The sequence below is a fragment of the Rhodococcus sp. KBW08 genome, assembly GCF_003852455.1.
In the GTDB taxonomy this organism is placed as follows: Bacteria; Actinomycetota; Actinomycetes; order Mycobacteriales; family Mycobacteriaceae; genus Rhodococcus_F; species Rhodococcus_F baikonurensis.
In genome coordinates, this window is sequence record NZ_QAJJ01000002.1 from 639,975 (window position 1) to 660,848 (window position 20,874).

Annotated in this window: 22 protein-coding genes; 7 read left to right on the forward strand and 15 right to left on the reverse strand. The window is 61.3% G+C overall.

The genetic code is table 11. The features are described 5' to 3' along the window. Positions 1 to 38: 38 nt before the first annotated feature. Positions 39 to 2,033, forward strand: coding sequence for an SDR family oxidoreductase (locus DBV08_RS03360; protein WP_124566505.1), 1,995 nt, complete (start codon positions 39 to 41; stop codon positions 2,031 to 2,033). Between the two features lie 52 nt (positions 2,034 to 2,085). Further along, a complete protein-coding gene (locus tag DBV08_RS03365; protein WP_260395269.1) occupies positions 2,086 to 2,526 on the forward strand; it encodes a hypothetical protein in 441 nt (146 codons plus the stop codon). Between the two features lie 380 nt (positions 2,527 to 2,906). On the opposite strand, the gene DBV08_RS03370 is transcribed toward DBV08_RS03365, so the two are convergent. Beyond that, positions 2,907 to 3,896 carry a threonine/serine dehydratase gene (locus DBV08_RS03370; RefSeq protein ID WP_124566506.1) on the reverse strand — a complete coding sequence of 330 codons (990 nt, stop codon included), beginning with the start codon at positions 3,894 to 3,896 and terminating at the stop codon, positions 2,907 to 2,909. Between the two features lie 81 nt (positions 3,897 to 3,977). Between DBV08_RS03370 and DBV08_RS03375 the strand changes: the two genes are divergently transcribed. Then, positions 3,978 to 4,898: a LysR family transcriptional regulator gene (locus DBV08_RS03375; RefSeq protein WP_124566507.1), complete on the forward strand. Its 921-nt coding sequence runs from the start codon at positions 3,978 to 3,980 to the stop codon at positions 4,896 to 4,898. A gap of 18 nt (positions 4,899 to 4,916) precedes the next feature. Here DBV08_RS03375 and DBV08_RS03380 read toward each other — a convergent pair whose 3' ends face one another. Next, a complete protein-coding gene (locus DBV08_RS03380; RefSeq protein WP_124566508.1) occupies positions 4,917 to 5,501 on the reverse strand; it encodes a TetR/AcrR family transcriptional regulator in 585 nt (194 codons plus the stop codon). A gap of 77 nt (positions 5,502 to 5,578) precedes the next feature. Between DBV08_RS03380 and DBV08_RS03385 the strand changes: the two genes are divergently transcribed. Continuing rightward, positions 5,579 to 6,193, forward strand: a complete 615-nt coding sequence (locus DBV08_RS03385; RefSeq protein ID WP_124566509.1) for an NAD(P)H-dependent oxidoreductase — start codon at positions 5,579 to 5,581, stop codon at positions 6,191 to 6,193. A 14-nt stretch (positions 6,194 to 6,207) separates the two neighbouring features. On the opposite strand, the gene DBV08_RS03390 is transcribed toward DBV08_RS03385, so the two are convergent. Next, positions 6,208 to 6,789 carry a GNAT family N-acetyltransferase gene (locus tag DBV08_RS03390; RefSeq protein WP_095968955.1) on the reverse strand — a complete coding sequence of 194 codons (582 nt, stop codon included), beginning with the start codon at positions 6,787 to 6,789 and terminating at the stop codon, positions 6,208 to 6,210. A gap of 77 nt (positions 6,790 to 6,866) precedes the next feature. Between DBV08_RS03390 and DBV08_RS03395 the strand changes: the two genes are divergently transcribed. Beyond that, the gene (locus DBV08_RS03395; RefSeq protein ID WP_124566510.1) at positions 6,867 to 7,850 is read left to right on the forward strand and encodes a hypothetical protein; all 984 of its coding nucleotides are present in this window, start codon (positions 6,867 to 6,869) and stop codon (positions 7,848 to 7,850) included. 54 nt (positions 7,851 to 7,904) lie between these two features. On the opposite strand, the gene DBV08_RS03400 is transcribed toward DBV08_RS03395, so the two are convergent. Genes DBV08_RS03400 through DBV08_RS03415 form a run of 4 tightly spaced genes read right to left on the reverse strand, consistent with a single transcriptional unit; the run spans position 7,905 to position 10,492 of the window. Beyond that, positions 7,905 to 8,807 carry a sucrase ferredoxin gene (locus DBV08_RS03400; RefSeq protein ID WP_397486676.1) on the reverse strand — a complete coding sequence of 301 codons (903 nt, stop codon included), beginning with the start codon at positions 8,805 to 8,807 and terminating at the stop codon, positions 7,905 to 7,907. 30 nt (positions 8,808 to 8,837) lie between these two features. Next, positions 8,838 to 9,410 (reverse strand): YdeI family protein, encoded by a 573-nt coding sequence (locus tag DBV08_RS03405; RefSeq protein WP_124566511.1) that lies wholly within the window; start codon positions 9,408 to 9,410, stop codon positions 8,838 to 8,840. Between the two features lie 9 nt (positions 9,411 to 9,419). Beyond that, the gene (locus DBV08_RS03410) at positions 9,420 to 9,923 is read right to left on the reverse strand and encodes a hypothetical protein (protein WP_124566512.1); all 504 of its coding nucleotides are present in this window, start codon (positions 9,921 to 9,923) and stop codon (positions 9,420 to 9,422) included. An 8-nt stretch (positions 9,924 to 9,931) separates the two neighbouring features. Continuing rightward, positions 9,932 to 10,492 carry a TetR-like C-terminal domain-containing protein gene (locus DBV08_RS03415; RefSeq protein WP_158630212.1) on the reverse strand — a complete coding sequence of 187 codons (561 nt, stop codon included), beginning with the start codon at positions 10,490 to 10,492 and terminating at the stop codon, positions 9,932 to 9,934. A gap of 292 nt (positions 10,493 to 10,784) precedes the next feature. Between DBV08_RS03415 and DBV08_RS03420 the strand changes: the two genes are divergently transcribed. Further along, a complete protein-coding gene (locus DBV08_RS03420) occupies positions 10,785 to 11,618 on the forward strand; it encodes an alpha/beta hydrolase (protein WP_124566513.1) in 834 nt (277 codons plus the stop codon). Here the strand turns inward: DBV08_RS03420 and DBV08_RS03425 are convergent. Then, positions 11,615 to 12,571 (reverse strand): GlxA family transcriptional regulator, encoded by a 957-nt coding sequence (locus tag DBV08_RS03425; protein ID WP_124566514.1) that lies wholly within the window; start codon positions 12,569 to 12,571, stop codon positions 11,615 to 11,617. The two genes, DBV08_RS03420 and DBV08_RS03425, sit on opposite strands and share 4 nt — an antisense overlap. A gap of 125 nt (positions 12,572 to 12,696) precedes the next feature. On the opposite strand from DBV08_RS03425, the gene DBV08_RS03430 reads away from it, so the two are divergent. Beyond that, positions 12,697 to 13,335, forward strand: a complete 639-nt coding sequence (locus DBV08_RS03430; protein ID WP_124566596.1) for an HD domain-containing protein — start codon at positions 12,697 to 12,699, stop codon at positions 13,333 to 13,335. 9 nt (positions 13,336 to 13,344) lie between these two features. Here DBV08_RS03430 and DBV08_RS03435 read toward each other — a convergent pair whose 3' ends face one another. From DBV08_RS03435 to DBV08_RS03465, 7 genes are all read right to left on the reverse strand, one after another. Continuing rightward, positions 13,345 to 14,301 (reverse strand): R2-like ligand-binding oxidase, encoded by a 957-nt coding sequence (locus DBV08_RS03435; RefSeq protein ID WP_095968950.1) that lies wholly within the window; start codon positions 14,299 to 14,301, stop codon positions 13,345 to 13,347. Positions 14,302 to 14,388: 87 nt separating this feature from the next. Beyond that, complete coding sequence (locus tag DBV08_RS03440; RefSeq protein WP_124566515.1) at positions 14,389 to 16,026, reverse strand: sulfatase-like hydrolase/transferase; 1,638 nt, start codon at positions 16,024 to 16,026, stop codon at positions 14,389 to 14,391. 45 nt (positions 16,027 to 16,071) lie between these two features. Continuing rightward, positions 16,072 to 16,413 (reverse strand): DUF6292 family protein, encoded by a 342-nt coding sequence (locus DBV08_RS03445; protein WP_095968948.1) that lies wholly within the window; start codon positions 16,411 to 16,413, stop codon positions 16,072 to 16,074. Positions 16,414 to 16,480: 67 nt separating this feature from the next. Further along, positions 16,481 to 17,236, reverse strand: coding sequence for an alpha/beta fold hydrolase (locus DBV08_RS03450; RefSeq protein WP_124566516.1), 756 nt, complete (start codon positions 17,234 to 17,236; stop codon positions 16,481 to 16,483). Then, positions 17,223 to 18,068 (reverse strand): alpha/beta hydrolase, encoded by an 846-nt coding sequence (locus DBV08_RS03455; RefSeq protein WP_124566517.1) that lies wholly within the window; start codon positions 18,066 to 18,068, stop codon positions 17,223 to 17,225. Before DBV08_RS03455 ends, DBV08_RS03450 begins: the two co-directional genes overlap by 14 nt. Before the next feature lie 165 nt (positions 18,069 to 18,233). After that, positions 18,234 to 19,787, reverse strand: a complete 1,554-nt coding sequence (locus tag DBV08_RS03460) for a DNA polymerase Y family protein (RefSeq protein WP_095968945.1) — start codon at positions 19,785 to 19,787, stop codon at positions 18,234 to 18,236. Next, a complete protein-coding gene (locus DBV08_RS03465) occupies positions 19,784 to 20,659 on the reverse strand; it encodes a hypothetical protein (protein ID WP_124566518.1) in 876 nt (291 codons plus the stop codon). The genes DBV08_RS03460 and DBV08_RS03465 overlap by 4 nt, the downstream gene beginning before the upstream one ends. Positions 20,660 to 20,874 lie beyond the last annotated feature (215 nt).

The following is a 20,874-nucleotide window of genomic DNA, read 5'->3' on the forward strand; positions in this document are numbered from 1 at the left end:
TCTAGCCGTCGATCTTACTTTGGAGTAAGTTACCGACTATGGCCACTTACATCGTCACAGGCGGTACCGGATTCCTCGGACGAGCCGTACTGCCGCTCCTGCTCGAGCGTGATGAAACCGCCCAGATCCATGTGCTGGTCAGAGCCGGTTCCGTCGCCAAACTCGAAGAACAGGTGTCGGCGATTCCCGACGGCGATCGGGTGCATCCACTCATCGGAGATCTCACCGAGCCCGAGCTGGGGATCGACTCTCCCCCGCTTGCCGACCACGTCCTTCACCTCGGGGCGATCTACGACATCACAGCCGGAGACGAGCAGGCTTCGACAAATGTCGAGGGCACACGCTCCGTGGTCGAACTTGCCGCGAAACTGGGAGCCACACTTCATCACGTGTCATCGGTCGCAGTCGCGGGCGACTATCCGGGCACCTTCAGCGAGACCGATTTCGATTGCGGCCAAGGCTTTCCGACGCCATACCACCGAACCAAGTTCGAGGCCGAGAAGCTCGTTCGAGAACGAGAAGGCCTCACCTGGCGCGTCTATCGACCGTCTGCCGTTGTCGGCAACTCCGTCACCGGAGAGATGGACAAGATCGACGGTCCGTATTACTTGTTCCCCGGCCTGGCGCTACTCGCGAAACTACCTGCAGCACTACCCATCCCGATCCCCAACCTCGGCGCAACCAACGTGGTGCCGGTCGATTATGTGGCCACTGCCCTCGTCGAGTTGATGCATGTGCCCGGCCGTGACGGCGAAGCGTTCCATCTCGTCAATCCGAAACCTCAACCGGTACGCGAAATCTATGCCGGCCTCGCCAAGGCCGCAGGAGCGCCGCGACCCGCACTCAGCCTGCCGGGCGTGATCGCCAAACCCTTTGTCTCGCCATTGCCGATCGACTCGGCAGAATCGGCACGAAAGGTCTTCCTCGATCGCATCGGCATGCCTGCAGCATTGCTCGACAACATGACGATGGCGCCGACCTTCACCTCCGAGAGAACCGTTGCCGCCCTCGCCGGATCAGGCCTCACGGTCCCCGAGTTCGGGTCGTACTCGACCGTGCTGTGGAAGTACTGGCGCGCAAACCTCGATCCCAATCGCGCACGTCGCAACCATCCCGAAGGACCACTTGTCGGTCGGATGGTTTTGATCACCGGCGGCTCGTCCGGAATCGGCAAGGCCTCTGCCATCGCCGCCGCCCAGAAAGGCGCCACAGTTCTCCTCATCGCACGCCGCACCGACGAACTCGAGGCCGCGGTACAGGAGATTCGATCAACCGGAGGCAAGGCGTTCGGTTATCCCTGCGACATCACCGACGACGAGTCGGTCCAGCACACGATCAAAAGCATTCTGGCAGAACATGATCACGTGGACATGTTGGTCAACAACGCCGGCCGATCCATACGGCGCGGCATTTATCATTCCACGGATCGTTTCCACGACTACGAACGAACGATGGCCGTGAACTACTTCGGCGCTGTGCGATTGGTGCTCGCGTTGTTGCCCACCATGCGTTCTCGCCGCTTCGGCCACATCGTGAATATCAGCAGCGCGGGAGTCCAGGCGGCCACGCCTAGATTCTCTGCCTACGTGGCGAGCAAGGCCGCCCTCGACGGCTTCTCCGACGTAGCTGCCTCCGAAACCCTGGCAGACGGAATCACTTTCACGACCATCCACATGCCGCTGGTCGAAACGCCGATGATCGCTCCGACCGGTGAATACAACAACGGCCCGATTACCAGCCCGGAAAAGGCTGCGGCAATGGTGATCCGCGCGCTGATCGAACGCCCCAAGCGCATCGATGTGCCGTTGGGAACTCTGGGTGATCTGGGAACCCTGTTCGCACCGCACACCAAGGACCGGATTCTCAACCAGATGTACCAGGCCTTCCCCGATTCTCCGGCGGCAAAGGGTCAGGTAGACAAGGAAACCCCGTCAGACGTTCCGGCAACACCGTCGCGTCAGCGCCATTCACGCTCGCGCATCCGCAAACTCGGCCGTCGTGCCGCCCGACTCGTGCCCGGGACGCACTGGTGACCGGTGATGCGACTTCGCCTCGGAGCGCATTGGCCACCGCAAGGGATCTGCAGTGCTAGTCATCCGAATCTATCCTGACCATGGCCATCCCAGTTCGCTATGGCCGTCGAAGGAATTGATTGTCATCCCGCCGCAACGGTTCCCGCAGGCCTACGTTCTCCCGAGCCAAATGGGGATCGAAGACGAACTTGGAGAGAAGATACTGGCGTGGACTGATCGCTTCCAAAAGTTCTTTGTGACTGAGATCGACGGCTTCGCGATGCGACCGCAGTGGCGTCCAGGGATCAATGTTTTCGACTGGTACGACGAGGGTTATCGGATCGTGGGCGAACTTCGCGCACAGTTCCCGATGGTGCACGTCAAGCCTGAATTTGCCCAGTACGTCTTTTCGGTCAACGAGAGACGGGAAAGCATGGGGCTTGTGCCGGTCAGCCTTCCGAACGAACCAAAGGCCGGACATATAAGCATCACTGAACTCCTGCACCCCACGTGAGTGTCAGGGCCATGGCGATGACTGCGATCGATACTGCGGCAGTGATCGAGTTTTCCCATCCGAGGGCGAAATACTCTGCGACTGAATCGAAATCCACTGTCTTGCAGGAGGCTACGGGAAACGGGATCCAAGCCCACCCTGCTTCTTCGATAAATCCGCTTCCGTACGAACTTGATCTGCAAAGCTCCGATGCGGACGCCGGGAACCCCCAACGTGAGGTCACCCCGAAGCTCACGATCACCCCAATGACACCTACGACCAGCATGAGTGCGGAAACTTTGCGAGTGCGTGACTTTTCTCGGGGTGAAGTCATTGGCACACCGTACTTCGTCTTTCCGTCAGTTCCCTGCCACTGCACATTGTTCCGATCGTGTTATCGATTAGCTGACGACCCTGCGGATCTCGCTCTCAGAGGCATTGGCGCCCGTACAGACGACGGCAACGCGCTTGCCCGCGAAGGTGTTCGGATGTGCGTAGACGGCAGCAAGTGCGGCCGCACCGGCGCCTTCGCTCAAAGTGTGAGCGTCGTAGAGCAATGCCCGCTGCGCGAGGGTGATGTCATCGTCCGTGACGAGCAGGAATCCTCCTAGTCGTTCTCGCATGATGCCCTGAGTCAGTGCGAATCCGGCCCCGGTCGCGAGTCCTTCGACACGGGTGGTGTTCGGGCGCTCGACGCACGCGCCGGAACTCCACGAGTCATGTGCGGCTCGTGCGGCCTCAGACTGCACTGCGAACACCTCGAGGTGCGGTGCAAGCGCACTGGCGACGAGACACGCCGCCGCCGCACCGCTGCCGCCACCGACTGGGACCACCACCGCGTCCAGATCAGGTTGTTGTTCGAGGAGTTCGACGTAGGCCGTTGCAACACCGGCGAGGATTGCCGGCTCATTGGCGGCGCTCACGAGACGCAGGCCGTCACGTTCGCTGATGAAATCGGCGTGAGCACGTGCCTCGTCGAAGTTCACACCGTGCTCGATGAGCTCGGCTCCGAGCATGCGGACAGCGTGAGCCTTGACTGGATTCGCCCCAACCGGCATGACGATCACACACCGCACGCCCGCACCCGCTGCGGCATACGCCAAGGATTGAGCATGGTTTCCGGTCGAGTAGCCGATGATGCCCCGTGCCCGCGTGACCTCATCAAGTCCTGCCACCAAATTCAGTCCACCGCGCACCTTGAAGGCACCGGTGGGTTGCACGTTCTCGTGTTTGACGAACAATTGGCTGCACGAGCCCGCACCCAACGTCGGGTGCGATATCAGGGGCGTGACCGGTAGATGCCGTCGGACGACCTGACTGGCACGCTCGATGTCTGCCCCTACGGGTGGATGTAGCTGGTTTGATGCCGTGAAATCAGATGCCGGTGCCATGTGATTCACCCTGCCAAACACCGATTCATAGATCCAATACGTGTTTTCGTCCAAAGCATCGAAATCTTCTATGATTTTGGCATGCTCGATCTGATTCGGCTGAGGGTCCTGGTCGCTGTTGCACAGGAAGGATCGGTGACAGCCGCCGCCGATTCTCTCGGTTACGCGCAGCCCTCCATCAGTCACCACCTTCGACAGCTCGAGTCTGAGGTCGGCGTTCCATTGTTCCAACGAGCCGGCCGTGGTCTGCGACTGACGGACGCCGGCGCAGTCCTGGTTCAGCGAGCCACCGAGATCCTCGGCCACGTCGATGCCGCAGTAGCCGAAGTCCAGACGTACGCAGGACTGAGAGCCGGGCGGCTACGACTTGCCGCATTCCCGTCGGCCTTGGCAAGTGTGATTCCGCAGGCCATGGCAGCCTTCACATCTCGGCACCCCGAGGTGTCCATCAGCCTCGTCGAGGCAGAACCACCCAAAGCGCTTGCACTGCTTCGTAACAACGATGTCGACGTTGCAGTCGTCTTCGCGCACGAGGACACCGCCGATGTCGGGCTCAAGCATGTCACGCAGACGACGTTGCTGGAAGATCCGTTGTACCTGATCACCTCGGCCCGGAATATAGATGCTGCCCACGAGATCACGGACTACGCCGGTGAGACCTGGATTGCAGGCTGCCCGAGTTGCCGCGCCCACCTCCTGACCGCCTGCGGACGAGCTGGATTCGTACCGCGGATCGAGTTCGAGACCGACGACTACGTCGCGGTCCAAGCGCTGGTCGCCTCCGGAAGCGGAGTCAGCACCCTTCCCGCCCTCGCTCTCCTGGCACATCGGAATCCGGATATCCGCGCGCACCGTATTCCCGACGAGCGACGCACCATCTCCGTCGCGACATACGGGAGACCTCCACATGCTCCGGCGATCGACGCGTTCGTCCAAACTCTGACAGCAGTCTCGAAATCCATGCGTGAGCGCGTCGAACTGGATGGACATCCTTGGTCATGAGATCACGGCTACACGGCACTACCCAGTCGGTGATGGCCTGCCGACTACCGCGACGATCAGCGCGGCAAGTTCACCTTTAGCGTCCTCGGGTGAGAGCACTCCGATTACCGCTGAGTGCGAGAGGGCCTCTGCAGCACCGAATATCGCAGTCATCGATGATTGCGCAAGCCCGTCTGCACTGAAAGGGGTGAGTACCTCGCGACAACGCTCGGAGTAGGCGCGTTCCGACTCACGCTTGACCTGCTCCAACTCTGGCGAGCCCTCCAGCGCTGCAAGCACTCCCGTCAGTTCACGACCCTGCGCCAGCGAACATCCGACATAGGAGTCGGCGATGGCATTCGCCCGCCCACTCAGGGACTCGTCGGCGGCCTCGAGATACTCCGCGAGCATCACAGTCTGACGATCGTCGAATTCCTTGAAGAGGGCAGTCAATAGCACGGCACGCGAGGCAAAATGACTGTAGACGACCGGTTTTGCAACGCCGGCACGTTCAGCCAACCGGCCGAGAGTCAGTGCGTCTGCACCCTCCTCTCGCACCAAGGCCCACGCCACCTCCACGAGCTGTTCGTACCTGCCGGCCCGCGACAGTCTCGTACGTGCCATCGGACACCTCCTTGCGCTATATACGAATAGTAACCTACTCTTAGTACATAAGCGCACCATCTACTGAAGGAACGCTCATGACCACACTCGTCGTAGTTTCCCATTCCGATCCACACTCGCTGACCCAGCATGTCGCTCGAACTACCGCCGACGCGATCCGCAATATGGGCGGTGACGTCGACATCGCAGACCTCCACGCCGAAAATTTCGATCCCCGTTTCTCCAAAGACGATTTGAACCTGTTCCGCGGCAACGGGACTCCGCCGACTGATGTTGCAGCCGAACAGGACCGAATCGATCGTGCAGACGATCTGATTCTCGTGTTTCCGATGTACTGGTGGTCGATGCCCGCATTACTCAAAGGTTGGATCGATCGAGTCTTCGTCAGCGGATGGGCGTACGAATTCACCCCTGGAAGCGAATTCGTGAAGAAACTGGACCGACTCACCGTCCATCTGATTCCGGTCGCGGGTGACGATGCAGACAGTTTCGAACGCCACGGCGTGTACGAGGCCTTCCGAACACAGATCGAGCGCGGCATCATCGAATACTGCGGTGCCACACTGGGATCGACAACCTTCGTACACGAGTCGGATACGAAGAGCCGAGACCTCCTCGCAGCAGAAATCCGAGATCTCAGCGAAAGTATCGCGGCACGTGTCGCCTACCCTGCGACCGCGACTTCCCGTTGACATGCAGACATCGGTCAACTGACGCGCGACACACCCGTTTCCACCCAGTAGCGAAGCGTGTCTCCCGAATGGCCGAGGTTGCGCGACAACTGATCAGCTGGGCGCACGCTGTCGAGTAGACCACCACACCCTTCGATCGCCTTACGCGAACCCGCATTGGTTTCGTCGCAGGTAATCAGGACTCGACTGAGCCCTACCGGGTCACCGGCATACGCGAGCACTTCCCGCAGAGCCGCCGACGCCAGACCTTTCCGGCGCTCCGACGGCCTGACCCCATAGCCGATATGGCCACCTACATCGGCCAAGAACTCGTTCAGGCTGTGTCGCAACTGGATAGCGCCGAGATACCTGCCGTCTCGAACGATCCACCAGTTGGTTGCCGGGACAACGTCGGGCCCCGGCACTGCCTCAGGCTGCGCCAACAACTCCTGCACCCACTGCCCGAATCCGTCGCGGGATGCGAGATCGAGGTCTAGACGTTGCGCAACGCCCAACGCCGAACCGGGCTGATCCGCCTGCGGTCCGCCCCACTCGTCACGCGACTCCAACCAGGACGCCCACATGGCCTCGTCAGGCGCAACCAAATCGACAGTCATAGCAGCGATGCTACTTCGCAACCAGCAATGGTCGAGACTTAGCCTCATTCCACCGTAAAGGCACATAGTGTTCCTGTATGAGTGGACGTTTCATAGCTGGGGTCTTTGTCGCCGTCGTCAGTGTCGTTGCCGTTGCGTTGGTTTGGGCCGGCGTTCGAGACTACGAATCTTTCACTCCCCCGGTCGCGACAGCAGTCGATCGGGCAGACTGCCTGGCCCCCGATATTGCCGCCGCGCTCGTAGCCCCCGAGGCACGTGACAGCAGCATCGCCCTTCGCCCTGAGGGAAGTGGATACCCACCTCCTGATTTCAGCCCCGTCGCAGTTGTTCGATGCGAACGCGGAGAAGCGTCCGACGGCGGGTTGACCATCGACTCCATACGCCTCGAGGGAGACATCCACGCGGTAGAGGATGCGTTCCGCGAACAGTCTCGTCGATTTCCTGCCAACGTCCAGGCCGACTGTGCGTACCGTCTCGTCCCGCCGGCCGGATTGTGGTTGGTGGACGAAACAGGAGCCGCCATACGCCCTACCTGGCCGGCTGCGCCCTGCGGCCTGCAAGAGCAACCACACGCAGCACTGAACCGATTGCAGGAGGTCGGCCGCGAGCAAAGCCTGGTCGACGGCGAAGCTGCCGACGATGCTGGAATCTGCCCGGAGTCGATCGGACAACCGTTCACGACAAGCACTGAAGCTGACAAGAAACGCATGGAAGAACACGAAGACACTCACGCGCGCCCACTGACGGAAACAGCCTTGGCTACACCGATTTCCGACGTCGGCAGACTACGGGTGTGCCGCTATTCCACCGAACCACCGCTTCCAGAGTCCCGAATCCGCTTGTCACGCCAGCAGAGTGCGGATCTGATGGGGGCTGTATCCACCGCACCACTCGCTGGCCCATGTGATCGCAACGCCCAACACATCGCTTCGATCGAAGTACTTCGTCCTGACGGATCGGGCGGCACGCGGATGGCAGTCGAACTCGACGGATGCCAACGCGTAAATCTCCTCGGACAACGTCAACTAACGCCCGGGGTCATTGCGCTCCTGTTGGAGTAATGCTGACCCACGCGCGAGCTCATCGAGACCGATCGCGTGGAACCGACGAGGAAATCACAGGTCTCGAATCGACGTGACGACAACTGGTCTCACCGGCTTGGGAGCCGCACCGCAACTCGGTGGACGCGGCGCAAGTTCGGAGACCGCCGTCTCCACCACCCACCGCCGGCCGTCCGCATGTGCGACGACGCACGTCCCGTCACTCGCCTGCACTACGACAGCCAAGTCGTCGATTCCACAGCTGATTTGTTGTCGCACAGCAATTTCCGAAACCTGCCCCGCAGGAAGCCAGCAACTCCGTCCACGCAGGCCTGGCAGATGGACCTGATCTCGCGAAGCCACCTCCACGGCCGTGACACTCTCACCAGCGGACAGACGACCGTATGTATTGCCGCTCGGCAGCAAGATCATCGACGGCGCAAATCGGTGCCCTCCGGTATGAGAACACTCCCACACCTGGGGTCCGAAGGACGACATCAACGCTGCCGCAATCGGTCTGCCGAACACAGCGCAGCACTGGTCGCGCTTGCCGTGAGCGCAGACCAATACGACAGGCTCGGTCACCTGCTCGCCCAATCCTGGCGGCGGCCCATCCAGCAGGGAGAAATCGACGTCGAGTAGATCCATCGGTGAATCGATGCGCAACCTTTCGCACCATGAGTCGCTCGGATCGGAGCGCGCAAGCAGGACGGTGTGTCCATCAGTCAACGGATCGGTGCGGCCGGGTCGACGGATGAACATGATTCGTACATCGGCAGCGTCGGCTCGTCGACTGAGCTCGGCGGCAAGCTCCTCCCCCAAGGCTGTTCCGTCCAGCACGTCACGACCCCACGCTGCGTTGAATTCGAGGCACACCCAACCCCGCACGACGGCAGCACTGCCTGCCAGCGGTTCGTCTACAGCAGACAACGCGGAACAGGTCTCGGCTTCGATCACGAGCCCTATTGTGTCAGCCACGTTGAAAGTCGATCAGCCGTCCCAGCCATCTCAGTAGAACTTCTTGCCCTCGGCAAGCTGGTTCACGAACTTCTCGATCCGCCGGGTTCGCGTCTCCGGACGCTTTGCCTCCTGCAGTCGGTACGCGATGGTGAACCGGTTGGTGGAATTGAGCGTCGCGTAGAACTCGCGAGCCTTCGGGTTTTCTGCAAGAGCATCGAGAAAGTCCTTCGGCACCTCGGCCTTGGCTGCTCCCTCGTACGCGCGATCCCAGCGGCCGTCTGCCTTGGCCTTCTCGATCTCTGCGATGCCGGATGGCTCGAGTAATCCTGCAGCATCAAGACGGGCGATTATCTCGACGTTGCGTTTGGACCACGGACTCCGCGCAGTGCGGCGCGAAAACCTCTGCACGAAAAAGTCGTCGTCGATTCGCCGGGACAGGCTGTCGATCCAGCCGAAGCACAGCGCCACGTCCAATGCTTGGTCGTAGTCGATCGAACTGTGTGACGAGTTCTTCTTGGCCATCTTGAGCCAGAGCCCGGGGACTGCCTCATGGTTCTCGGACAGCCATCGACGGAACTCTTCTCCGTCAGAGAAGTATTCGGTACCGAGTTCGACTGCCATCAGTGCTCCTCATTTTCGCGATACCCATACTCTGACAAAACCCTGCGACAAATATCCGAGAGTTCCAAGTGCGAGCACCCATTTGCCAATACTGACCGTCGAGACGGCGCGAACCCTCGAGTCGGTGATGCTGTCGCGGTGATCGAGGAAATGGAGTCCGACCACGTTCTCGACGTAGTCGCCGGCCGCTGACAGCACGGGCGCTACGGCCAGCGCGCGCCGAGTTGAGGGCGACAGGGGCACCCGCTCGCCGAGCCGCGTGCCTGCTGACCGCAAAGCCATCGCGTAGATCGCGGGATGAACGAAGTCGGGGTAGTAGTGACTACGAAATCGCGACGTGGCCTCCGCATCCATGGAGTCCAAGATTTCGATGTACCGACGAGCGGAAAATGCTGTCTGCACGTCCAATACTTTAGGAGCCACCGGCCCGAGTAAACGCGCAATGTTTGCTTGTGAGACAACAAAAGCGGTGGTCCACAGTGCCATCGCCTTCGCAGAGTCGGTTGGTGCCATGCCGTCGATCATTTCACTATTGGATCAACGCCGACGACAAGTGCAACCAGTTTGTCGAGGTCGATACGAGGCTCGGTGTTCTGGGAAATCGCTGCCAGCCGGATCGGCGAAGCTAGTGCCGCGAGAACAGTATCTGGATCAGTACCGTCCGGGACCTCGCCGCGTTCGATTCCACGGTGAATCATGACGGCTGCCGCATCGAATCGGGCGCGCCAGAACTGTGCGCGCGCAGCCAAGATTTCCGCGTCGTCGGTAGGCATCACACCCGTACGGGCGAGTGCCAATCCGGTGTCTGTCGCGAGCCAATCTTGGAGACTCCGAGCAAAAGTCCGAAGATCGCCGAAGAGTGTCCCGGTGTCAGGTATCGCCAAACCTGCATCCGTGAACTCGCGGAGAGCATCCACGACCAGCAAGTCGACCGTCGCCCATCGGCGGTAGATCGACGTTGGATGAACGTCCGCTTCGACCGCTATCGCGGCGATCGTCACCGACTGCGGTCCTAGTTCAGCAACCTTTCGCACAGTCGCTTCGATCACGGCCGTTCGGACCGCTCGACCCCTTTGCTTCATGGCCTCATTGTGCCAACCGCGACACCCAGTCATATCGCAACAACTACTTGCGATATGTTCGATACTAGAGCGATTCCTTCAACCAGTGAGGCAGCGATTTACATGGTCATGTTCTTCGAAGTGCTATTTGTTCTCGCATCGGTCGCGATGGGATGGTTTGCCATATACGTCATTTACCGCCTGATCACGGACGAGTGACAATGACCTCTGTCGAGGATCTGGTCACTGGTGAATGAGTCCGCAAAAAGCGGGCATCCCGTATCGATCATCGGTCCGATAGCGGGGAGCGCGAATGTCGCCCAAGTCCAACCCGACTGTTCTGTTCATCCACGGACTCTGGATGCACCCGACCACGTGGGATCCCTGGGCGCAGGTTTTCAACGCGCAGGGGTACTCCACGATGGCACCCGGATGGCCAGGGGATGCGTCGACGGTGGGTGAGACGCGTGAACATCCGGAGGACATCGCGGGACACGGCATCGAGGACGTGACGGATCATTACGCAAAGGTGATCGCAGATCTCGACGAACCACCGATCGTGATCGGGCACTCGTTCGGAGGCTTGATCGCCCAGAAACTGCTGGGCCAGGAGTTGGCGACTGCGGCAATTGCCATCGACCCCGCTCAGCCCAAAGGTGTGTTGAAACTTCCTCTCGTTCAACTGGGCAGCGTGTTCCCTATCCTGTCCAACCCCGGCAACTACCGGAAGGCCTACTCACACAACAGAAAATCGTTCCACAAATCCTTCGCCAGCGCCGTGTCCAGGGACGAGTCCGACGCCTTGTTCGAACAGTATGCAATTCCCGCCCCCGGACGGCCGTTGTTCGAGGCAGCACTCGCCAACTTCGCGCCCCACAGCCCCGCTGCAGTGGATTTCAACGCCCGCCGCGGGCCACTGCTGATGATCGGCGGCGGTAAGGATCGCACGGTACCGAAAGCCAGTTCGGACAGCTCGTTCAAGAAGTACGCCAAGGCGCCGACGGTCAACGAATACAAGGTCTTCGGCGATCGGGGTCACTCACTGACCATCGACCACGGCTGGCGTGAGATCGCCGACTACAGCCTGGCCTGGCTCGACAAGCAGGGTATGAACCCACCACAGGGAAAGCACGAGAGCCAGTCCTAGCCGAATGCTTGAAAACGACGACGGTACACCTGCGGCGAGATTCCGAGATGCGTCGAAAATGCTCGACGCAAGGATTCCGAGCTGCCGAATCCCGCCAACTGCGCGGCATCGGTCACCGAGTGGCCGGCATCGAGAAGCGCCTTCGCGGAATCGAAACGGATCAACTCGACGTATTTGGCCGGCGTCGTATCGAGCTCCTCACGAAAGAGCCTCGTCAGGTGCCGCGGGCTCAGGTGCGCCAAGGCAGCCAGTTCGTCGACCGAGTACTCCCCCGCCGGATCCGCTGCCACCGCATCGACCACTGCGCGAAGAGCCGGCACTCGTGGCCGCGGCCCGCTCAGCGACGGTGAGAACTGTGACTGCCCACCTGGACGCTGGAGAAAAACCACCAGAAGCTGCGCGACGCGTCGAGCCATTTCTGCACCATGATCACGCTCGAGCAATGCGAGCGCGAGGTCGATCCCGGCGGTCACGCCCGCAGACGAGAACACCGTGCCGTCCTCGATGAAGATGGCGTCGGGAACCACCGTGATCTGCGGATAGGCACGCGCTAACGTCGCCGTGTGCTGCCAATGCGTGGTTGCGCGGCGTCCGTCGAGCAATCCACTCGCTGCAAGGATGAATGTTCCGGTACAAATCGAGGCAACCCGATCCGACCGCCCTGCCAGGTCACTCGCCGCCTCACGCAGTTCCGGACTCACCGGCGTGGACGGGAACACGTCACCACCCATGACCAGCAACGTGTCGAAGGAACCGGAATCTACGACGTCACAGTCGACCGGAATGCGCATCCCGGTCGACGAGTCGACATCGTGCCCACCTACCGAGCAGATCACCAACTCGTAGTTCGCCCCGCCGCGATTGGCCTCTGCGAACACCTCGCTCGGACCTGCGACGTCGAGCAGTTTGACGCCGTCGAACACCAGGACGGCAACTCGATGCCCTGCGGTCACGATGCGCTCTCCTTCGTCCTGATCTGTGGACAGTATGGCCGAGATCAGGGTGCGACCGCGTGCGTGCTCGACCGACACTGGGATGGACCGAGAATTCGCAGCAGCGACGAGCAGAGCAGGTACCGATGAACACGATCATTGCCGGTGTGAAAATCCCCGATTCGAAGATGGCTGCCGACGCCACCGACCTGGTACGAGATACGGCATCCGAGTTACTGTTTCACCACTCGCGACGCGTCTTCCTCTTCGGATCACTTCAAGGAACGCGTCTGGGTCTGCACGCCGACCCCGAGTTGCTCTACGTCGGTGCCATGTTCCACGACCTGGGTCTCACCGAGAAATTCCGGGGCAGTACGTCACGATTCGAATTGGACGGAGCAGACGAAGCGCGACAGTTCCTCACCGGCTACGGAGTCGACGAAACCGACATCCGCACAGTGTGGGAGAGCATCGCTCTGCACACGACGCCCGAGGTACCCTCGCGACTGGAGCCCGAAATCGCCTTGGTGACAGCGGGCGTGGAGACCGACGTACTCGGAATCGGGTACAACGAACTCGACCAGGCCGAGATCGACGCCGTCACCGCGGCCCACCCCCGTCCGGATTTCAAGAATCAGATTCTGAAAGCCTTCACCGACGGCTTCAAGCACCGCCCCGAGAGCACATTCGGAACGGTCAACGGTGACGTGCTCGAGCATTTCGTACCGGGATTTCGGCACATCGATTTCGTCGAGGTCATCCAGAACTCGGCTTGGCCCCAATAGAATTCGAGTTCAGCCGGCTGCCTCACTCATCGCAGCGGCATCTTCTTCCCCGAACTTTTCCTCGAGAGTCTCCGGGGAATAGTCGAGGTCGATCTCGGCGACGTCGCGCCCGCGCGCGGACTCGATCGCCGAAAGTCGGCGTTGCGCACGGTCTGCGGCGTACTCGAGGAACTCCTGGTTGTCCAAACCGAACGGCTGCACCTCGAATTGATCGTTGACCCAGTTGATCATTCCCAGTGCCATGGGCATGAGTTCGCCCATCCGCTGCTGGACGACGTCCCAGTTGTGATCGTCGGCGGCGACGTGCCTGCGGCAGGTGAACGTTCCCCACGCCATGTGCCGTCGTTCGTCGTCGCCGATCTTTCGCACCAATTGCTGCATCCCCGGCAGAATCCCGCGTGTCGCACAGACTTTCTGCCAGGCGTAGTAGCCCGTCAACGCCAGACTGCCCTCGATGACATGGTTGTACGTGACGCTGGCACGCACCTGGTTGACCGGGCTGGGGTCTGTCTCCAGAATGCGTAGCGACGACGGCAACTCCTCGTAGAACAGTTGCCGGTAGTACGGATTCTCGGCGACGTAGGAATGCAGGTCACTGGTCAGACCCACTTCGTCCATCCACAGCCGAAAGACCTGGGTGTGCTTGGCTTCCTCGAAACAGAACTGCGTCAAGTACATCTCGTCGCCGAATCGCCCCTCGGTCGACATCGCTTTCATGAACGGTTGAATGTCTTCGGTGACGGCTTCTTCACCGGCGATGAACTGCGCACACAGGAAGGTGGCGCTGCGCTGTTGTTCGCTGGTCAGCTCCTGCCAGTCACGGGCATCCTGCGAAAAATCGAGGTCGGTTGGGTTCCAGAATTTGGCATTTCCCTTGGTGAACAATCGGAGTGGGAACGAATCCCAGTTCAACCCTCCCGACCGAAGAGAACTGAAACCTTCTCGCCCCGGCGAGGTGACAGTCATGACATTCCTTCTTCCCGAACCGAAGACAGATGCCCCACCAGCATGCCCGCAGAACTGAAACGTGAATCAGTTTTGACGAAATTCGATCTATTCCTTCAGAGAAACGCCCTTCGTCTCCATCACTGCGAAGAGCTTGGCATTCATCTGCGCCGCCAGATCCGGCCGATACGAGCCGATGTTGAGCGGATTGGCGAGATTGTTCAGTTCCAAGGGGTCGGCTTGTAAGTCGTACAGTTCGTATTGCGGCGCAGCAACTCCCGCAGGATCGAAGTACATCGTGTACTTCCATCGGCTCTCCCGGATGCAGCGGATGTGATTGGGCTGCGTGACGATGTTCTGACCGTCGGGCGTCGCACAGTTCTGATCGTCGTAGGTGAACAGAATCGTGTCCTGAACCTGCGCGCTGGGACCTTGTGGGTAGGCGGCGGCGTCGACGATGACCGGTGTCAGATCGGTACCCAGGAAGTTCCACGATTCACGCGCCGGCACTTGGGCGAGCGTGGCGAGAGTGGGCATCACGTCGATCAACGATGCCAGGGCGTCGGTCCGAACAGGTTCGGGGAACAGCAGGGGATTGCTGATGACCAGTGGAACGCGCAGTGTTTCCTCGTAGGCGTTGAACACCTTCTGCCGCAAACCTCCGTGGCTCATCCCCATCTCCCCGTGGTCGGACATGCGAACGATCACCGTGTCGTCGAGCATCTGCGGAGTGGCTTCGATCGCGTCGAGCACGCTGCCGATGTGCTCGTCGACCACCTTGTGCATGTAGGCGTAGAAGTTGATGTAGTTGCGCGCCTGATCGGGCCCGAGCAGCGGTCCGAGTCCGGCTGCGAGCAGCAATTCCGACTGAACCTGCGCTGTCGGTTTGTGATTGAGTGCCAGGATCTCGTCGAAGGTGGGTGGTAAGTCGATACCTTGCTCGAAGGCGCCGGGCGCGTCCGATCCATAGTTGTCGCACGTTCCGTTCATCGCATTCCAAGTCTGGGGGTACGCGAGTACGTCGTGTGGATTCACGAACGAGACGATCAGCGCCCAAGGCTGCCCGGAGGTGACGGCAGGTCCGGAGAGGAAATCGACTGCCTCCTCGGCAACACGGCGATCATGGTCTGCGCAGCCGCCACCGAAGTGGTCCGGATTGGTGTCCTGACCCGCGTCGGGGGGAATCCACCCTTCGAAGCCGAATCCCGCTACATCGTTACTTGTCGGATCACCACCCTCGACGCCTTTGCTCAGATGCCACTTCCCCCGGTACTGAACGTTGTAGCCCGCCGACGCCAGCAGTTTTGCCATGTTCTGTTCGGAGACCTGCAACTGTGGCTCGGTGGGTGAGACAGTGCCGCCTTCGGTGAGGGTTCTGGTGACCCCGTGCTGCGCGGGATAGAGGCCGGTGAAGAACGTACTGCGACTGGGCGAGCACATCGCGGTATTGCACACTGCCTGGTCGAACGTCAGCCCGTGATCGGCAATCCTCTTGCGGTTGGGCAGATTCTGATCAGCCCAGCCTTGCGGCCAGTACATCGGCCGGCGCTCCTGATCGGTGATGATGACAACGATGTTGGGTTTCTGCGGAAACCGATCGGCGGGCGCTGCTTTCACCGGCGCCGCGCTCGCCGCGCAGGTTGCGACGTCTGCCACTCCGGCGAGGACAAGAGCACCGACGCCACCGAGGAACGTCCGGCGCGGCAATGAATGACAAAGCGGGGCTGGAACGTTCTCTGGGTTCACGGGCGTCGTCCTCTCGGAGCCGTTGTGGCCCCAGAGTTGACCGAATCAGTGTTCGCTACACATGCGCGAGCAAACTGTCTGGGCGCTGATCAGCTCGATAACCCGATCCGCACAGCGCAGCGGATCCGGAGTCCGGCCGATGCCGAGGGTGTCGACTATCGAAATCGTCCTTCGCACGTCGGACTCCTCGACGCCCCACGACCAACCGAAGTCGTGATTCCAGAGCAGAACTGCGGTCTTCCCCGGATGGTTTCTGGCATGAACGGGAAGGACGATCACCGCATCCATGCTCGGCGCCTGTGGCCATCGGACAGTCTCGCCGTGAACCGATCGTGCTACCGCGTCGACGTATTCGTGTGCGGACCAGTCGTTGCCGTTGGTATGCATGGAAGTACATTCGGTGCCACACACGTTTCGGATGGGTACGCGGCGGGACCGATCGGATATTGCGCTTTCAGGAAATGAACGGCAACACAACGGATTCGAATTGGCGATGACCGTCGCGGTGGACACTGTGTCCGGTACGGAACGAGACCAACTCGCAGCGTGCGACGGTGGCTGCAACAGCGTCGAGGCGAACGGGGTCCACCATCCCGCCCAGACCTCCACGCAGGAACAACATGTCAGCCTCGATGAGCGACAACCGATCCCACCACTGCGGATCCGGTCGGCGGAACTGCTCGAGCGCGGATCGCGTCATCGAGCGATCGAACGTCAGCGCCGCGCGCGGATGCCGCACCAAACTTGTTGTGGCGTGCCACAGTTCTGGCACACTCGGCAATTTCCTCGCGAACACCTGTTCCGGGTCACCTGCGCGTAGTGGCAACGGCGCTTCCTCGATGACCAACTTCCGCACCGCCGTGGGGCGTTTCTGAGCGATCAACGACGCCGCGTGCCCGCCGAGCGAATGACCGACCAGATCCACCTGGTCGAGTTCGAGATGATCACACACGTCCATGACGTCGTCGGCGAACTCGTCGAAGAGATACGACGACGCCCGAGCGCTCCGTCCGTGGCCGCGAAGATCGACCGAGACAACTCGTCGGTTGCGCGATCGCAAGGTCCGCGCGAACTTGTCCCAGGTACCGCTGTCGCCGCCCATCCCGTGCACGAGGATTACCGGAGGCAGATCGGCGACACCGGGATGCGAACCGGAATCGCGGTAGCTGATCTGGACTCCGCCGGCACTTCGTACGTTAGCGACACTCACGAGTTCCCAGGATAGACCTGTCCTCGCGAATTGCTGACGCGGTCAGCCGAGGTGGCAACTCCCCTGGCCGCGTGACCTCGTCGTAGCGACCGAGCCCTATCCTCGCGATGTTGCGCAGCGACTCGCTTGGGTCGGCGAAGTATCCGCAATGCCCTCGAATGGAACCGGTGCCGAAAACAAAGGCTCCGTGCTGCGCCCGTACTGGAGACGGACCGTGCCCGAGGCGACCGATCTTCACGCGCGGGAAATACCGGATCCAGTCCGAGGGCCCCAGAGCAGCCCAGAGATTTCCGGCAAAGCACAGGTCTTCGCGAGAACTGGTCCCCATGCCCGGACTCCCGAGCACCACACAATCGTCTACTCGCGCCGACGGGAGGGCGAGTCCGCACACCACGGCCCCGTAGCTGTGTCCGACGAGCGTCACATGCGCCGAACGCGGCAGGATGCGAGTCAATCGCGCCAGATCGATCGCACCACGTTCTGCGAGCGTCCGCGAGAACGACTCGAGAAATCCCCACGGCGTCCGATAACCGACCCACACGATCACCGCGACGTGGTCGTTCCGCCCGAGCGTTCGGAGCATCCTTCCCAGTGTCCATCCGCTCGCGCGTGGTCCGGTCGGACGGTTCTCGTCGAAGTAGTTTCCCAGTCCGTTGTCGTTACCCGGGACGAAGATGACGATGTGCTCGGCTGTGGCGACATCGCCGAACACCTCCACGATCCGGCCTTCGCCGGACTCGTCGTACGCCAGAAGTTGTGCGTCGTGCAGTTCCGTCAGCGCGTAGTGAAGTCGATCGGTTCCGGAAACGTCAGCTCGGCCCGCCGTTTTCATGACACTCCTCGTGAAGAGTTACAACGACGAGAATCATTGCAACAGTGAGTTTTCGAATGTCATCAACGCTAGGATCCGAACGTCGGCATGGCGATGGTGCCAACGCCCCAACTGTTCGTACAGCCGACTCGACCATGGCCGGTACAGCTGGCTATACCTGTGAGCTCATTCGTACACACCCTCCACCGACCATCCACCGCCTTCACAGATCATCAGCAACGCCCGCGATTCCTCCAGCAGAACCTGAGCCCGCGCCGCCGTGCGTGCCGAAGCTGCGTCCCACCATCGCTCGTCCACCGGCCAGGGCCCGGCCCATCCCTGCACTGCCCATTCCTTACTCCCCCACTTCAGCCTTCCCGGCTGCGAACTGAAGACACCGCGCTCGGTGACGTACACGGCGTTGCCGGCCGCATCCCCCAGCCACACCTTGGGATTGTCGACGAAGATCGACCCCGGAGACGGTTGCGGCAGACGACCCGGCCACGGGGCTGTCGGATCGTGAGCAGCTACCCGCTCGTCACCCAAGGGCAACAAGGTAATTCGCTCCGAGGGCCCTCGCCCACCGCTCAGGACACCGACCTGAACCGATTCGCCGCCCAGAAGACCTTGCACACGCACCAATGCTCGCCTGGCTCGTTCCTCCTCGTCGCCGACACCGCCCCACAGCCCCAACTGCAAGGCACCGGCACTGACCACCTCCACCGGTTCCAGACGCAACACAGCTATACCTGCGGTCGGCCGGGTCTCACTGCGCCCGGTGAGCCAGCCGTCCAGTTGCCATCGCACTCGATCGGCCGTTCCCTCCGGCGTCAGAGGTTCGGCGCAACGCCAAGTCCGAGAAAGATTTTCACCGTTACCCGTGCTGGCCGAAATCGACAGACGGGTGCACGCCACTGCGGCGGCGGACAGCTTGTCATGCAGCAGACTTGCCAACGCGCGCCCGGCAAACGCTGCGGCATCCACCCGCTCGATCGACGGATCGTAATGCTGCTCCACCTCCAGATCCGGCGGAAGCGTCCGCGCCGACGGTGGCCGCTCGGGTTCACCACGCGCCGCACGATGCGCGAGCACCGCATCAGCGCCGAAACGCGAAGCGACGTCCACTGCCGGTAAATCCGCGAAAGCACCGATGGTCCTGATCCCGAGCCTGCGCAGCAGATCCACCAACTCTCCGCGATGCGGTGCAGACAGGCTGGGCTCGGCCGCCAACTCCGGCATGGGTAGCGGCGCCAGAAACCGTGCTCCCTCCCCCGGCGGCACCAGCGCTGCCCGGCGCGCGGCAATGACCGCGGTGGACAGTTGATCCGCCACCCCCACCTGGCTCTCGACGCCCGCAGCAGATGCCTGATCCACCAATCGTTCCGCCGCGGCTTCCTCCGAACCGAAGTACCGACTGACACCTCGTGCGCTGAGCACCAACAAACCAGGACGGAGTACCTCGACGCCCGGTGCCACCGCATCGATGGCCGCGGCCACCGGCTCGAACAATCTGGCGTCGCGTTCCGGATCTGCCGTCGCCACATACAGTTCCGGGCAGCGGGCCTGCGACTCGCGTCGTCGTAGGCCTCGGCGAACACCCTCCGCACGAGCCGTCGCCGAACATGCGATCACACGGTTACCCGAGGTGACCGCGACGGGATGCGTTGCCGGAAGATCGGCAAGTGCTGCCGCTGCCACCGCCGGCCAATCCGGGCACCACAACGCCAGAACTCTGCTCACAGTGACACCACCTGCTCCGACACCACCTTCGACATCACACCCTCGACCGGCCGAGAAGGTACCCACTCGACCCGCCCGGCTGCACTGCAGATGTCCAGACGCGTGGTCCGGGGCTGGAACGAGCGCCCCCGAGCACGAACCGCGAGGCTCAGGGAATTGAGCCGACCACGCCCCAACTCCCGGCCCTGACCGAACCCACCGTAACCATGAACCCGAGCGTCCAAGCGAACCTCAGCACCGTCCCAGTGACCTTCGGTGACAACAAGAGTCGAGCCCTTGCTTCGAGCGCGTGCCACTACCGCCCGAGCACGCGACGGGGATACCGATGCACCCGCCAATCCCAGAATCACCAGATCCATACCGTCGAGCAGCACAGCGGCAATCTCGACCGGATCCGGACCAGGCGCCGGAACGAGTGCCAGACGTTCCAGTTGCGCACCCATCTCGTACGCCGCCAGCAATCCCAGTCGAGGCTGCCCGATGACTGCCACATGCCCTCCGGACGCCGTCACCGACGCGACCAATCCCAAAAGCAAGGATGCCGCGCCGTCGACGGACACCACGGTTCCGCGTACCAAACCACCCTGCGGCAACAATGCCCCGATACCTTCCGGCACCGGGAGAACACCAGCCTTGTGCGCGCGGTCCACGACCGGCCTGTCCCTGTCCGCAACACTCTCGGACGCTGCTGCACTTGTCTCGGAAACACCAGCGACGGACACACCAGCCACCGACACGCTCGGTCCAGAGAACGACGTATCGCCCCGAGAGGGAATGGACGCGATCTGTCGGCGGAGCTGCGCCAGCCGATCCTGACGGGACAATCCCGCCGCATCTGCCGACAGCTCCACCAACTCGGTCACCTCGGTCATCCCCATCCTCCGGAACACCGGAAAAACTCACTCGGCAGCAATCCATAACCAGCCGGCAAACCGCGGGGAAGTCGGGTCTGACATGCATTCAACGAACAGCAATTTCGAACATATTTTCGAACTGTTTTCAGTAAACCGTGTCACCCCCGACACGTCAAGCAGAGCAAAAATCCCAGTTCACAGGAGCCTCGAGCGTCACAGTGGCATCAATCCAT

Coding starts and splice junctions, on each gene's coding strand:
- DBV08_RS03370 (WP_124566506.1), bottom strand. CDS start 3,896: ATGGCACCGGCATCTGATTTCACGGCATCAAACCAGCTACATCCACCC.
- DBV08_RS03395 (WP_124566510.1), top strand. CDS start 6,867: ATGAGTGGACGTTTCATAGCTGGGGTCTTTGTCGCCGTCGTCAGTGTC.
- DBV08_RS03385 (WP_124566509.1), top strand. CDS start 5,579: ATGACCACACTCGTCGTAGTTTCCCATTCCGATCCACACTCGCTGACC.
- DBV08_RS03410 (WP_124566512.1), bottom strand. CDS start 9,923: ATGGCACCAACCGACTCTGCGAAGGCGATGGCACTGTGGACCACCGCT.
- DBV08_RS03405 (WP_124566511.1), bottom strand. CDS start 9,410: ATGGCAGTCGAACTCGGTACCGAATACTTCTCTGACGGAGAAGAGTTC.
- DBV08_RS03455 (WP_124566517.1), bottom strand. CDS start 18,068: ATGAAAACGGCGGGCCGAGCTGACGTTTCCGGAACCGATCGACTTCAC.
- DBV08_RS03420 (WP_124566513.1), top strand. CDS start 10,785: ATGTCGCCCAAGTCCAACCCGACTGTTCTGTTCATCCACGGACTCTGG.
- DBV08_RS03415 (WP_158630212.1), bottom strand. CDS start 10,492: ATGAAGCAAAGGGGTCGAGCGGTCCGAACGGCCGTGATCGAAGCGACT.
- DBV08_RS03360 (WP_124566505.1), top strand. CDS start 39: ATGGCCACTTACATCGTCACAGGCGGTACCGGATTCCTCGGACGAGCC.
- DBV08_RS03375 (WP_124566507.1), top strand. CDS start 3,978: ATGCTCGATCTGATTCGGCTGAGGGTCCTGGTCGCTGTTGCACAGGAA.
- DBV08_RS03380 (WP_124566508.1), bottom strand. CDS start 5,501: ATGGCACGTACGAGACTGTCGCGGGCCGGCAGGTACGAACAGCTCGTG.
- DBV08_RS03445 (WP_095968948.1), bottom strand. CDS start 16,413: ATGCATACCAACGGCAACGACTGGTCCGCACACGAATACGTCGACGCG.
- DBV08_RS03465 (WP_124566518.1), bottom strand. CDS start 20,659: ATGACCGAGGTGACCGAGTTGGTGGAGCTGTCGGCAGATGCGGCGGGA.
- DBV08_RS03435 (WP_095968950.1), bottom strand. CDS start 14,301: ATGACTGTCACCTCGCCGGGGCGAGAAGGTTTCAGTTCTCTTCGGTCG.
- DBV08_RS03390 (WP_095968955.1), bottom strand. CDS start 6,789: ATGACTGTCGATTTGGTTGCGCCTGACGAGGCCATGTGGGCGTCCTGG.
- DBV08_RS03430 (WP_124566596.1), top strand. CDS start 12,697: ATGAACACGATCATTGCCGGTGTGAAAATCCCCGATTCGAAGATGGCT.